The 13,203-nt window shown below is 32.3% G+C and carries 14 protein-coding genes; 4 read left to right on the forward strand and 10 right to left on the reverse strand.

From position 1 onward, the window contains the following. Positions 1–8 precede the first annotated feature (8 nt). From BKH44_RS06025 to BKH44_RS06050, 6 genes are all read right to left on the reverse strand, one after another. The gene (locus tag BKH44_RS06025; protein WP_180674126.1) at positions 9–2,180 is read right to left on the reverse strand and encodes a TonB-dependent receptor; all 2,172 of its coding nucleotides are present in this window, start codon (positions 2,178–2,180) and stop codon (positions 9–11) included. 83 nt (positions 2,181–2,263) lie between these two features. Continuing rightward, positions 2,264–2,806: a PepSY domain-containing protein gene (locus tag BKH44_RS06030; RefSeq protein WP_095271227.1), complete on the reverse strand. Its 543-nt coding sequence runs from the start codon at positions 2,804–2,806 to the stop codon at positions 2,264–2,266. A gap of 34 nt (positions 2,807–2,840) precedes the next feature. After that, entirely contained in the window at positions 2,841–4,013 is a 1,173-nt protein-coding gene (locus tag BKH44_RS06035; protein WP_095271230.1) for a glutathionylspermidine synthase family protein, read from the reverse strand. A gap of 9 nt (positions 4,014–4,022) precedes the next feature. Continuing rightward, positions 4,023–4,640, reverse strand: a complete 618-nt coding sequence (locus BKH44_RS06040) for a UPF0323 family lipoprotein (protein ID WP_095271231.1) — start codon at positions 4,638–4,640, stop codon at positions 4,023–4,025. Between the two features lie 23 nt (positions 4,641–4,663). Then, positions 4,664–5,413 (reverse strand): disulfide isomerase, encoded by a 750-nt coding sequence (locus BKH44_RS06045; RefSeq protein WP_095271234.1) that lies wholly within the window; start codon positions 5,411–5,413, stop codon positions 4,664–4,666. Between the two features lie 17 nt (positions 5,414–5,430). After that, entirely contained in the window at positions 5,431–5,838 is a 408-nt protein-coding gene (locus tag BKH44_RS06050) for a cupin domain-containing protein (RefSeq protein ID WP_180674127.1), read from the reverse strand. Positions 5,839–6,093: 255 nt separating this feature from the next. On the opposite strand from BKH44_RS06050, the gene kdsB reads away from it, so the two are divergent. Beyond that, positions 6,094–6,822, forward strand: coding sequence for a 3-deoxy-manno-octulosonate cytidylyltransferase (gene kdsB, locus BKH44_RS06055; RefSeq protein WP_095271242.1), 729 nt, complete (start codon positions 6,094–6,096; stop codon positions 6,820–6,822). On the opposite strand, the gene rny is transcribed toward kdsB, so the two are convergent. Both rny and BKH44_RS06065 read right to left on the reverse strand, forming a co-directional pair. Then, positions 6,803–8,374: a ribonuclease Y gene (gene rny, locus BKH44_RS06060; protein ID WP_095271244.1), complete on the reverse strand. Its 1,572-nt coding sequence runs from the start codon at positions 8,372–8,374 to the stop codon at positions 6,803–6,805. The two genes, kdsB and rny, sit on opposite strands and share 20 nt — an antisense overlap. Beyond that, on the reverse strand, positions 8,319–8,963 hold the full coding sequence (locus BKH44_RS06065; RefSeq protein ID WP_095271247.1) for a 5-formyltetrahydrofolate cyclo-ligase: 645 nt from the start codon (positions 8,961–8,963) through the stop codon (positions 8,319–8,321). The genes rny and BKH44_RS06065 overlap by 56 nt, the downstream gene beginning before the upstream one ends. A 36-nt stretch (positions 8,964–8,999) precedes the next feature. Here BKH44_RS06065 and BKH44_RS06070 point away from each other — a divergent pair, with 36 nt between their 5' ends. The 3 genes from BKH44_RS06070 to radA are packed head-to-tail and all read left to right on the forward strand — an operon-like array spanning position 9,000 to position 11,809. Then, positions 9,000–9,575 carry a hypothetical protein gene (locus tag BKH44_RS06070; protein ID WP_095271250.1) on the forward strand — a complete coding sequence of 192 codons (576 nt, stop codon included), beginning with the start codon at positions 9,000–9,002 and terminating at the stop codon, positions 9,573–9,575. 10 nt (positions 9,576–9,585) lie between these two features. Beyond that, complete coding sequence (gene ftsY, locus BKH44_RS06075) at positions 9,586–10,455, forward strand: signal recognition particle-docking protein FtsY (RefSeq protein WP_095271251.1); 870 nt, start codon at positions 9,586–9,588, stop codon at positions 10,453–10,455. 7 nt (positions 10,456–10,462) lie between these two features. Beyond that, positions 10,463–11,809, forward strand: a complete 1,347-nt coding sequence (gene radA / locus BKH44_RS06080; RefSeq protein WP_095271253.1) for a DNA repair protein RadA — start codon at positions 10,463–10,465, stop codon at positions 11,807–11,809. Between the two features lie 2 nt (positions 11,810–11,811). On the opposite strand, the gene BKH44_RS06085 is transcribed toward radA, so the two are convergent. Together BKH44_RS06085 and BKH44_RS06090 are read right to left on the reverse strand one after the other, a co-directional pair. After that, positions 11,812–12,348, reverse strand: a complete 537-nt coding sequence (locus BKH44_RS06085; protein WP_095271256.1) for a hypothetical protein — start codon at positions 12,346–12,348, stop codon at positions 11,812–11,814. 69 nt (positions 12,349–12,417) lie between these two features. Beyond that, a complete protein-coding gene (locus BKH44_RS06090; RefSeq protein WP_095271260.1) occupies positions 12,418–13,167 on the reverse strand; it encodes a DUF4198 domain-containing protein in 750 nt (249 codons plus the stop codon). Positions 13,168–13,203 lie beyond the last annotated feature (36 nt).

A 13,203-nucleotide genomic window follows, 5' to 3' on the forward strand; every position in this document is an offset into this window, starting at 1 on the left:
AACAAAAATTAAAAATCCATATTCAAACCAACAAAATATCTCCTACCTTCACGAACATAATTATAATTATTCACATATTCAGATTTTTTATTGATAGTCGCACTCACATAGTCAATAAAATTTTGATTAAGCAAATTATAAACCCCTAAATGCAAACGAAGGTTTTTAGTTATGTTGTAATGACCGCCCAAATGCAACAATAAATAATTATTATAGTATGGACTTAAATTTGGATTATCTGCTTTAAATTTATCTAATGCAGAGAGAGAACCTGCACTTGAACCTACACGACCTCCAATATAAGTCCGTAGTTGTTTGGCTCTATATTCCCCACGAAGATATATACCCAAATTATCAATAGAATAGTTAAGAGAACCATTCAAACTATGTTCAGGGATATTTGCAAGAGGTATACCTTTTGCTCCACCAGAGGTTTGTTCTGTTTTTGTGAAAGTATAATTCAAATTTAATCCAATATTTCCATACACAATATCAATAGGCTTGATACCAAAAAATACTTCTGTTCCATAAGTAATTGCAGAATCTGCATTAATGCTATAACTACATCCCCTACCAGTAGCAGTGCAAATACCACCTCCTGGAACTGGTATTTGAACATCTTTTGCCACTGAGACACTCTGTATTTTATCCCTAAAAGTATTATAAAATCCTGTTACACCCACATCTATCCAATTAGTTTCAGAGAGAAGCCCAAATTCAAAACTAATAGAGGTTTCAGGTTTAAGATCTGGATTTCCATAAGTTGGGACAGTGCCTTGTGCAGTTAATCCATTCACACCACGGACTAGTTGGGAAACAGTAGGGGTTTTATAACCTGTAGATACACCTCCTTTTAAAGTCAACCATTCAAAAGCATTATAAACTAAATAGGCCCTTGGAGAAGTATTAAAACCGAAAGCTGAATTAAAATTTTCACGCACACCTAATGTCAAAAATAAATTTTGAAAAACAGCCAATTCGCTTTCTGCAAACATTGCAGCATTATGCTGATACATAAAACTATGCCCAACTACAGCCTTATCTGTCATACTACTAAACCAATAGCGACCTCCAAGTGTAAGATTGCCCCTATTGTCACCTCCTACAAGAAGCTTTGTATCTAAAATGACATCATTACCTTGTAAATCACGACTTTTACCCACCAAAGGACTACCTGCAGGAACAGCATCCTGTGTAATGAGTCTGCCTTGATTGGTTGTAGAAAGGTATTGAACAGAAGTATCAGTTTTTCCGAAGGAATAGTCACCTAAATGTGCAATTATCGCATTATTCCTCATAAAATAAAGATCTTTGTCATACCCTCCCCTATTCCCGACAGTCCCAAGTAGACTTTGTGAATTATCATACCATTGTAGAGCATTTTGATAATCAAGATAAAAATAATTTTCTTTACTGGGTGAGTAAGATACTCTAGTGCCAATATCATAAATATTAGCCTCAGAAAGTCCGACTACAGAATTTCTACTTAAACTTTTTTCACCTGGCACAACCTTCAAATCTCCTGTAGGGACAAAACTCCGGTAATGTTCCCTCCCTCTAATTGCAAAACCCCATTTCTTTTGGATATCCAGAGGTCCAGAAGTATAAAAACTTCCTGTATAAGTATTGCCAAAAAGTTTTTCTTCTTGAAAAGTCATGTCTAATGCAAAACTAGAACTCCAACGTTCAAAATTCTTTTTTGTAATCACATTAACTATCCCACCAATTGCATCACTCCCATAAAGAGTACTCATTGGTCCTCTTATCACTTCAATACGTTCAATAGCTGCTAGTGGAGGAATAAATGAAGTAAAAACCTCTGTAAATCCATTTGGAAAAACTGATGTGCTAACATTTTGCCTTTTACCATCAGTGAGTATTAAAGTATAATCTGCAGGCATTCCTCTAATAGAAATATTATACCCCCCTGTCTTACCTACTCCTGTTTCAATACTTACGCCCGGTATATTCGCAACTGCCTCACCTAGATCTCGATAAGGCTTATCCTCTAAATCTTCTTTGGTCAGGATTGATATTGAAGCTGGAGCCTCTTTTATATCCTGTGAATAACCTGAAGCACTAACAACTGTCCTATCTAAAATATATGTTTTAGCATCTTCTTCTGCAAAAATACATGTTGGCAAAATTAAAAATAAACCCTTTAAAATATCTTTTCTCATCATCAATCCTTAATTATAATAATTATTATTATAAAATCATATGATGAAGATATTTTTAAGATTTTAAGGACTATCAAAGAGCTTTAAAGGCTCAAATAACCTAATGTTATTGCAACAATCAAACCGATAAAAAAACTCAATAAAACCTCTTTGAGGTTAGCTTTACAGAAAGCTGTCATTATAATCCCACTCAAATAAAACAATACCAAAGAAATACCAAAGGCAATGCTTAAAATATCAAAATACCATTTACCTTTTGCTTTGTGTAGCATGATCATATTACCAAGGAAACTCCTCTTTATAGTCTGTATAATTGTTTGGTTATTTTTGACTTCCAAACTAATGGAATATTTTGCACTCCCTATCATTAAAATCCCTCTTGATTCCTTTGGATTAAGCTCATCAGGAAAAGTTATTTGATGCTCTGATAAAAAATCTATCAAAAAATCTAATTGCTTTTTTTTAGGAATATTTTTTTCAATCACCCATTTGTTTTTATTAGCCCATACATCTTGATTGATACCAAAAATATATACAATTCCAGTAATTGAATAAAGCAAGGCCATGGGTAATAAAAAAATACTCACATAAATATGGAATTGTCTAGAGAATTTTTTAAGAGTCATTACAAACTTCCTTTTGTATTTGTCTTACCATAACCTAACTAATAATATGGCTGACAAATTTTGAATAATTATCTAAAATCAACCCACCCTTTCTAAAACCAAGCCCACAAGCTTCATAGGCATAAAAAATATTAGGTTGGTAATAAAATCCATTTGATCCATTTAACTCAAAAAATTCTTGATAAATAGGCTTATGATTTTGATAAATCCCATCATTCTTACAGATAGGTTGCAAATCAGCATTTAAAATCTCTACATTAGACCCTTCTCGCCCAAAAGCTGTTTTCCTTACCTGTTGTTTATTTTTAAGCGGTTCATAACTTGTCTCCAAAAGTAAAGGATGTTGAGGAAAAATATCCCACAAAATCTTCAAAAAACGTTTACTTTGAAACATCACGCTATAAGCAGGATTTAAAAAAATAGTATTTTTATTTTGCATCATTGATTGCATTATTAAAGCAAGTTCAGGCTCATCAATAGCAATATTTTCCCAAGGAAGGAGTTTGAATAAAAACTCATAATGTTGGCTGTTGGCAAAAACACCATCATTCTGACTGAATTCAACCTCATCTATGAAACAAAATCCATTTTCAAAACCAACACTTTTAGCAATATCTTGCAAAAACCTTGTAGTTCTTTCTTCTTCAACATTCCCCTTTATGCTTGAAAATAAAATCTTCCAGCCTTCATACATTTCTTCAAAATTACTAGTATCCTCACCAAGTGTGATCATTCGCTTAAAATTTTCTCCAATAGCCTCATAAAGATTATTAAACTGTAAATTTGAATCATATCCATTATGCTTGAGCATAGCCCATTGGACTACAGAAGTTTCATATAACATCGTAGGAGTATCTGCATTGAATTCTAAAAGCTTGATAGGTTTGCCATCCAAGCCTCCAGCTAAATCAAAACGTCCATATAAATGCCAATGTATTTTTTCTTCCCAACTCTGTTTAATCATAGGCACCAATACATTAGGGATATCAAGCTCAAAAAACAAATCATGTTCTATGACATATTCACCTGCCTCCACATACATACCATAAAGCTCATTGCAGGCATTATAATAATCATCAGCTTCTTGTTGAGTAATGCTTATCATTTCATTTTCAATATAAGGAGTATTATCGACATCAGTATGCCAATCTAAACCAATTTCTTCAAGTGTCTTTATATCCAATGGGTTTAAAGATATAATTTTCATTTGATTCCTTTATGCACCAAAAGAGCTAGGACTTCGGGTCGTTGAAGTATTTGAATTCCTAAAAAATCCACTTTTTGCACTACGTGGGGTGGAACTAGCTTTTGTAGCCGATGTATTTTTGAAGCTATTTTGGCTCCTTTCATACGCTTGAGGAGATTTATAATTCCTTTGTTGGTTTTGTTTATAAGTTGGATTATTGAATAATTTATTCCCAATATAGCTACCCAAAATTGCTCCAGCAGCACTTGCAAGCAAAGCACCCCCAAGACTTAATCCGGTATTTGAGCTTGAATTTGTTAATTCGCTTGTGCCTTTATCAATCTTATTTTCTTCTTGCTTGATAAGCTTATCAATCTCTTCTTGGGAAAGAACACGTTCATTTCCCTGCATATCTCTAACGACTATATGAGTTTTTGCACTTGGATATTCTTCTGCAATCTTATAGCTATCATTTGGTTGCTCTTCCAAAATAACAAATGCTCCTTTTTGCAGAGTATTTGCAATATTAGCAGAAGTATCTTTATTATTATTTTGATCTTCATTCCCACAAGCAGACAAAGTGACTACAACTAGGGCACTGAATCCTCCTATCATTGCATAATCAGATATTTTCCTAAAATGCTTCATTCAATTTACCTTAATTTTAGATATTACTTCCTGTATTCATAAATATAAGGGACATATTTAACAATACCAGAATCAGATATTTTTTTAGTAATATTTTGTACTTTTTTCATCTCATTTTCAGGCTCTTCTTTAGGATCATAAGTTGTAGCATAGATTTGTTTGAGGATTTGGATTTTATCTTGTGGGTTTTTAGCTGATTTGATTTTTTGTAAAATCAAAGCTGATTTTACAACAGACTTTTTACCCAAAAAACCAACAAGCACCATCCTGACATTTGCATTTTTAAGCCTTGAATCAATCTCTCGAAGTTCGTTTTGACAATGTGGACACATTGGATCAGAGACAATATAAACTATTTTTTGATTATCTTTTGTAGTTGAGGGTAAAGAAATTACATAATCATCTGGGATAGATTCAAACAAATTATTAAGTGTTATACTATTTTGTTGCTGCGTATTATAGGCTTGAGTATCTTTATAAACTTCATTTACCAATTGAGCATCTTTTTTTTCATTGCTAAAAAATACATTACTCAAACCAATGAGTATCTTTCCGTCCTTATCTGTAAAAACAGGGATTTGATATTTAGTATCCAAATCTTCAATAATAGCAATTTTTAAATCCGAATTAGATTTTAATGTCTCTACCTTGAGGACAGAAACTTTTTTACCCGTTTGTTTTTGGACAATATCAATAATATTTTGCTCAACATTTGCCTGCAAAAAACTAAATACAAATAAAAGCACTGCACTTATAGCCAAAAATTTTTTCATACCTTCTCCTTTTTTACTTATTTTAATTTTTCATAATCTGCTTGATTGACAACCTCCAAAAACTCATTTTTGGAAACATCATTATTATCTGGAACCTCTATTGCAATATGAGAAAACCAACTACTTGGAGCTGCACCATGCCAATGTTTTACCTCTGGTGGAATATTTATAACATCACCTGGATTGAGTTCTTTAGGATTTTTACCCCATTCTTGATAATACCCTTTACCAGCAGTGACTAAAAGGATCTGCCTGCTATTATGATGAATATGCCAATTATTACGACAACCTGGTTCAAAAGTCACATTAATAATATTAATCCCTTCAGTGGATAATTTTTTTAGGTAACTTTGCCCAACAAAATAATCAGAATAAGCTTCGTTTTTTTCACCAATTGGAAAAATCTGCTCAAATTTTTTATCCATAATAATCTTCCTTTTCTTAAATTATAATGATATTCAAATGAGATTTTATATCAAATTTGTCAATCAAGAATACAAAAAAAGAGTTATAAAATATTTTGAATAGGTTTTTTCAAGTGTCTTTCCTTACAATATATTTGATTTTAAATTTTATTCAATAATTTTTAAGGATATCTATATTTTCTTAAACTGTATAATTTCATAGTATTTTTTTATATTACTTTGTGCTAAGCTTGAGTCAAAAAACAAGGACAACAAATGATTATTATCCCAGCCAGATTGAATTCAACACGTTTCCCTAAAAAGATTTTAGCAGATATAAAAGGTACTCCAATGATTATAGCAACTGCAAAAAATGCTCTAAAAGTTGATGAAGTTGTCGTTGCCTGCGATGATAATCAAGTGCTTCAAATCTGTAAAAGTCATAAAATCAAAGCTATCCTAACAAGCCCTACTCATACAAGTGGAACAGATAGATGTGCCCAAGCAGTAGAAATGTTGGGGCTAAAAGAAGATGAAATCATTATTAATGTTCAAGCCGATGAACCTTTTTTAGAAACACAAATCATAGCTTTACTTAAAAATAAAATGAAAAATGCTGATTTTATGGGAACTTGTGCAAAGATTATTGATAAAGATAACCTCAATGACCCTAATTTGGTCAAAGTAGTCTGCAATCATATCCAACAAGCAATTTATTTTTCTCGATTGCCTATACCTTATAGTAGAGATGGTTTAGACAATCCTTTATTAGAAAAAAACCCATATTATGGTCATCTAGGCATATATGGCTTTCATGTTGGAAGTTTAAAAGAATTTTGTAAATTACCTAAAAGCCCCTTAGAAGATATCGAAAAACTAGAACAACTCCGAGCTATTTATTACAAAAAATCAATTTTTGTCCAAATAGTGGAAAGCCAAAGTATTGGGATTGATACTCCAAAAGACTTAGAAAATACATTAAAATCTATCGAGCAAATTCAATAGCCCTACTTTCTCTTATGACACTAACTTTGATCTCTCCAGGGTATTGCAAAGACATTTCAACTTCTTTAGCAATATCTCTAGCAAGGACTGCACTTTGAGCATCATCAACTAAATCAGCACGAACAATCACTCTAACTTCTCTGCCTGAATTAATAGCATAAGCTTGCTTCACACCTATTTTATCCATTGCAATCTTTTCTAAATCTTGCATTCTGTTTAAAAAACTTTCTAATACTTCCCTTCTAGCACCCGGTCTAGCTGCTGATAATGTATCAGCTGTGCAAACTGCTGCAGCTTCAATACTTTGTGCTTCCTCATCACCATGATGAGCCATAATAGCATTAATAACTACTGGATGTTCTTTATAACGTTTACAGATATCAACACCTAAACTCACATGACTCCCTCCTGATTCTTGAGTGAGTGCCTTACCAATATCATGTAAAAGTCCTGCTCTTCTAGCAAGCTTCTCATCCCCACCAAGTTCTGCTGCAATAACACCTGCAAGATTTGCAACTTCAATAGAATGTCCTAAAGCATTTTGACCAAAACTTGCTCGATAACGCATTTTTCCAATAAGTTTTTTGAGTTCTTGATGCATATAGCCTAACCCCATATCCAAAATGATATTTTCTCCATCTTGAAGGATTTCATTTTCCATTTCTTGACTCACTCTAGCATAAACCTCTTCAATTTTTGCAGGCTGTATCCTACCATCTTCTACTAAAACCTCTATTGTCCTTGTCGCAATTGCACGTCTGTATAAATTAAAATTACTCAAAATAATAGTTCCAGGAGTGTCATCAATGATTATATCAACACCACTAATCATTTCAAGTGTTTTGATATTCCTTCCTTCCTTGCCTATAATCCTTCCCTTAAGCTCATCATTAGGTAAATGAATAACATTAATCAAACGTTCAGTAGCAAAATCTGCAGCAAATCTTGTGGTAGCTTGAGCGATGATATAATTAGCCCTCTTCATTGCCTCTTCTCTGGCTTCATGTTCATAACGACGAATCAGAACAGATTTTTGGTGTGATAATTCATCTTCTAAAAGATTCAAAATCTTTATTTTAGCTTCCTCTTTTGTATACCCACTATATTCAACAAGGATATCTAAAGCATTCTGTTTAGCCTGCATATATTCTTTTATAAGCTTACTTTGAGTTTCATATTCTATCAAAAGCCTATTTTTCAAGTCAGAAACTTTTTGTTTTTCTTCCTCAAGAAATTGCATTTCTCGCTCAAACTTTTGATGATTTTTATCTTCTTTTTGAGAAAGTAAAGCGAGTTTATCTTGATATTCTTTCAAAACACTTGAAGTTTGGGTCTCATATTTTTTTTTCAATTCAAGTTCAAGCTCTTTTGCCTTGATTTGACCACTTTTCAATAAGGCATTAGCTTCATATTCAATGGCTTGAGCTTTTGCCTTAGCCTGTTCAAGAATAATAGTAGCATTAGAACTAAAAACTTTCCTGCAGATAAAAAAAACACTACTTCCTATTATAATACTGAATATTATAAAAGCGATCACTAAGTATTCTATCATCTATCCCTCTTTTTGTCGCACAAAAATTACTGATGAATTTATCACCTAAAATATCATAACTATCTGTAATAATATCCTTTGAGACCATCATTTTTCTAGCCACAAAGATTATATTGGGACGATATTTTAGCATTTCAAAAAATCTATCATACATCCCTTTTCCAAATCCTATCCGTTTAAAATTTTTATCAATACCTAATACAGGAATAATCGCAGTATCTATTTTTGTCAAATAAAATAAAGATTGTTTAGGTTCAAAAATATTGAATTGATTTTTTATCAAAGGCAAACGAAATGGTACCACTTTAAAACTAACTCTATCAACATAAGGAATAAAAATTTTTATGCCTTTTTGTTTTCTAAGTTGATAAATCAGAGGATAAATATTTACTTCTAAGCCTATAGGACAATAAAGCAAAATACGCTTACTTTTAATATTTAATAATTCTTTTTTAAGAATTTCTATTGTTTGTTTATCTTGATAATTAGCCTTTTTTGACAAAACAAGCAGCTCTTGTTTACAAAAATGACGAAATTTTGTTTTTATTGAAGCTCCCTTATATTTGTAGTGTATAATTCTATCAATCAATTTTGAATATTACTAAAATTTTAAAAGGTTAATGAAATGAAATCTTTTTTCACTTTTTTATTTTTACTCCTGATGCTAAATGCCTGCTCGCTGGATAACACTCACAAAAACCAAACCAAATACGCCTTTATTGATCAAAACCAGCAAAATATTCAGTTTTGGAGTAATTTTGACACTCTTGAGATAGATACAGAAAAATCAAAAAATATCAATAAAGTTACCTTAATAATGTTTTTAAACCTCAATTCTGAAGATGTAAAAAAATATATCTATAGCATCAATCACCTTAAAGAAACATTCCCAAAAGTGTCTATCATAGGTATTTTAACCCAACATTTCCCACAACAAGAAATTGATGAATACATCAAAATAAATAATATTGATTTCCCCATATTGAATCCTAATGATAAAAAAAATATTTTTACTGATTTTACAAACAAAATCAATTCAAATGAGTCAACTACTTCAAACAATATAGAAAAAAAATCTAGTTTAGAAATACCCTATTTCATACTTTATAACAAAAATGGCAAAAAATACCAGACTTATAGCGGCACCATAGTAGAAGAAATTTTTACTCACGATATTAGCACATTACTCAAGTTGCATTAAAGAATTTTTTATGCTAAATATATTCAAAAAAACTGCTCAAAATATTTCTTCTTTGCTCAACACAAAAAACAGTGCAATTCAAAAAGAAGACTTAGAGTCTGTATTAATAGAAGCAGATATTGAATATCATATCGTTGAATCTATCTTAGAACACTTACCTCAAAGCATCAAAAGGAATCAACTTGAAATTGCACTAGATAGGTTTTTTAGAGGAGAAAGCTATTATGACAAAGTCATGCTTAAAGAAATCCAAACCAAACCACTTGTAGAACTTATCATTGGAGTAAATGGAGCAGGCAAAACTACTACCATTGCCAAACTGGCAAAAAAATATAAATCAGAGGGCAAAAAAATACTCTTAGGAGCTGGGGATACTTTCCGTGCTGCTGCAAGCGAACAGCTCAAATTATGGAGTAAAAAGATTGATGTAGAAATTATCACTACCCAAAATGGAGGCGATCCAAGTGCTTTAGCATATGACACTATCCAAGCTGGCATTGCCAGGAATGCAGACAATATTATCATAGATACTGCAGGTAGACTACATAACCAAACCAATCTAAAAAATGAGCTAGCAAAAATTTCACGGGTATGTTCTAAAGCATTAAACAATCAGGATTTCCGCAAAATACTAATCCTTGATGGAACACAAGGGAGTTCAGCTATTACTCAAGCAAAAATTTTCCATCAAATGCTACAAATTGATGGGATTATCATCACTAAACTTGATGGCACAAGCAAAGGTGGAGCAATTTTAAGCATTATTCATGAGTTAAAATTGCCCATAATTTTTCTTGGTGTGGGAGAAAAAGAAAACGATCTTATCCCCTTTGAACAAAAAGCCTATATACAAAATATTTTAGATTCTATATTTGAGTAAAGCATATATGGCAAAAAAATCTTTTAGTCTTTTTGAATGTCAGCATTGTGGATTTCAAAGCACAAAATGGATGGGAAAATGTACCAATTGTGGTTCTTGGGAAAGTCTTGTAGAGCTTTCAAGTTCGCAAATTGAGTCATTAAAAGAAACACAAGTATTGCATTCTAATACAAGTGCTATACCTATAACATCTATAGAATACGAAAATATCACCAAATTTCCATCTTCACAAGAAGAATTTGATATTGTGCTTGGTGGAGGCATAGTACCCGGTGGTCTTTATCTCATAGGTGGAAGTCCGGGGGTGGGGAAATCAACTTTATTACTAAAAGTGGCTGGTGGGATTGCCAAAACAGGCAAAAAAGTCCTTTATGTTAGTGGCGAAGAAAGTGCAGGGCAAATAAAATTACGTGCACAAAGGCTTGACTGCATAGAAGAAAATCTTTTTTTGCTGAATGAAATTGATCTCAATTCAATCAAGTCTAACCTCTTGACAAAGAAATACACAATCTGCATCATAGATTCAATACAAACTATCTATTCACCACAAATCACTTCCACGCCTGGGTCTATTTCTCAAGTCAGGGAAATCACCTTTGAATTAATGCGCTTAGCCAAAGAATACAATATTGCTATTTTTATCATTGGTCATATCACCAAAGAAGGTTCAATTGCTGGTCCAAGAGTATTAGAACATATGGTAGATGTGGTACTGTATTTTGAAGGTGATCCGAGCCGCGAACTCAGAATGCTTCGAGGATTCAAAAACAGATTTGGCACTACGAGCGAAGTGGGTATATTTGAAATGCATCCTAATGGATTGGTCAGTGCCAAAAATGCTTCTAAAATATTTTTTTCACAAAAACATGCTATGGCTGGAAGTGCTATAACTGTTATTATAGAAGGTTCTAGAGCATTAGTCATTGAAATTCAAGCATTAGTGAGTGAAACGGGTTTTGCTACACCAAAACGATCTGCGACTGGATTTGACACTAATCGTCTCAATATGCTTCTAGCCCTACTAGAGAAAAAGATTGAAATCCCTCTGAATCGCTATGATGTTTTTATCAATGTAACTGGAGGTATCAAAATCACCGAAACAAGTGCTGACCTTGCAGTCATTGCAAGCATACTCTCAAGTTTTAAAAATAGACCATTGAGCAATAAAACAGCCTTCATTGGAGAAGTAAGCTTAACTGGAGATATCAGAGAAGCTAATAATATTGATACAAGACTTAAAGAAATGGAAAATTATGGCTTTGAAAATGTCATCCTGCCTAAAAAATCCAAAACAAAAAGTGTTATTAAATGTTTTGAAGCCACCGAAGTTAGCAAAATACTTGATTGGCTCTGATCTCACATTCCATTAAAATAAGCAACCATTACAGTAAAGATCAGACCTATTGAAAAAGATACCCAAAGTCCTCTTTTTTTAGAAGATGAATGCTTAGACATAAAAATCCCGCTCAAATAAAATACAAACAAAGCCACACCAAAAGCAACTCCCAAAGCATCAAAATACCATTTCCCTCTAGCAAAGTGCAAAAGCATCAAATATCTAACAATATCCCCACGATATACATCAATTTTTACCATATTTGCATTTTGAATAGCTCTAGCAAAATCAGCCATAATACCTATTTGAACACCACCTCTTGAAAAACTCACATCCATATTCCTAAAAACAATATTATTTTGCTTTAAAAATTTCAAAGTAAAATCAGCTAACTCTTGACTTGATAGTCTTTTTTCAGAAGGAATATCATAAGATTTTCTACCATCCTTTCCATAATAGGCGAATAAATAAAAAATCCCAGTAAGTGCATAGATGATAGCCAAAGGCACGAAAAACAAACTCATATAAATATGAATTTTTAATAAAAATTTTTTCATCAAAAACCTTAACAATATTCAATTATTCTACAGTGCAAAACAACTGTATGGTCATCATACAGTCATAACTCATTTATCTTTTTTGAATAATGTAAATGATAATGTGCTAAAAATAGTATCTTTATCAGACTTTGTAGTATTTTTAGCAGGATCAATACTCCAAGTTGCTACAACATTTAAACCTGCATTCCTGATTTTAAAAGTCGCAAAACCATTTTTATCAGTTTTAATCTGAACTGATGCATCACCAACAACATCAGGCACAACAATAGCATCAGGAAAAGGTTTTCCATCTTTTATTACCTGCACTTTTAATTCATCACCTTGTTTCAGTCCTCTAGGATCAACTGTTGGTAATATTTCAAGTTGAATATCTTTGTTGGCTTTTGGCTTTTTAATGAGAATCATTTCATTGGCTTTTTTCAACATCTTTTTTTGATTGATATAACCAATATTATACTGCTTGGCTAACATTGATTTTTTTGCATTTGGGACTTCATTTTTAGGTTTTTTTACCCATTTACCATCCCCATCTTCAGACCAATAGGACATAGCATACGCAGCCAATATTTCTACCGAATCATCAGGAATCAATGCCACATTACTATCATGAGGTTGGATTTTAACCTTTTTCTCTTTTTGATTCTTGTCATAACCTTTGACATATTGAAGAGTTTGAGCATCAAATTGATTATCCCAAGGACCCTCTCCATAAACAATTTGTATTTCATCAGAACGCATAGCAGTCCAAATACCATGTGCATTTAGTAAAGCTGAAAAAATCATTATTAAAGACACAAGTAAGAGATTTTTTTTCATTCATTTTCCTTGATTTTATTTTAATAATAGATATTA

Origin of the sequence: Helicobacter sp. 13S00477-4, assembly GCF_002272785.1 — a bacterium.
Taxonomy (GTDB): Bacteria; Campylobacterota; Campylobacteria; order Campylobacterales; family Helicobacteraceae; genus Helicobacter_J.

Excerpts from the sequence above, each read along its gene's own strand:
- BKH44_RS06025 (WP_180674126.1), bottom strand. The coding sequence starts at position 2,180 with ATGAGAAAAGATATTTTAAAGGGTTTATTTTTAATTTTGCCAACATGT.
- BKH44_RS06030 (WP_095271227.1), bottom strand. The coding sequence starts at position 2,806 with ATGACTCTTAAAAAATTCTCTAGACAATTCCATATTTATGTGAGTATT.
- BKH44_RS06035 (WP_095271230.1), bottom strand. The coding sequence starts at position 4,013 with ATGAAAATTATATCTTTAAACCCATTGGATATAAAGACACTTGAAGAA.
- BKH44_RS06040 (WP_095271231.1), bottom strand. The coding sequence starts at position 4,640 with ATGAAGCATTTTAGGAAAATATCTGATTATGCAATGATAGGAGGATTC.
- BKH44_RS06045 (WP_095271234.1), bottom strand. The coding sequence starts at position 5,413 with ATGAAAAAATTTTTGGCTATAAGTGCAGTGCTTTTATTTGTATTTAGT.
- BKH44_RS06050 (WP_180674127.1), bottom strand. The coding sequence starts at position 5,838 with ATGGATAAAAAATTTGAGCAGATTTTTCCAATTGGTGAAAAAAACGAA.
- kdsB (WP_095271242.1), top strand. The coding sequence starts at position 6,094 with ATGATTATTATCCCAGCCAGATTGAATTCAACACGTTTCCCTAAAAAG.
- rny (WP_095271244.1), bottom strand. The coding sequence starts at position 8,374 with ATGATAGAATACTTAGTGATCGCTTTTATAATATTCAGTATTATAATA.
- BKH44_RS06070 (WP_095271250.1), top strand. The coding sequence starts at position 9,000 with ATGAAATCTTTTTTCACTTTTTTATTTTTACTCCTGATGCTAAATGCC.
- ftsY (WP_095271251.1), top strand. The coding sequence starts at position 9,586 with ATGCTAAATATATTCAAAAAAACTGCTCAAAATATTTCTTCTTTGCTC.
- radA (WP_095271253.1), top strand. The coding sequence starts at position 10,463 with ATGGCAAAAAAATCTTTTAGTCTTTTTGAATGTCAGCATTGTGGATTT.
- BKH44_RS06085 (WP_095271256.1), bottom strand. The coding sequence starts at position 12,348 with ATGAAAAAATTTTTATTAAAAATTCATATTTATATGAGTTTGTTTTTC.
- BKH44_RS06090 (WP_095271260.1), bottom strand. The coding sequence starts at position 13,167 with ATGAAAAAAAATCTCTTACTTGTGTCTTTAATAATGATTTTTTCAGCT.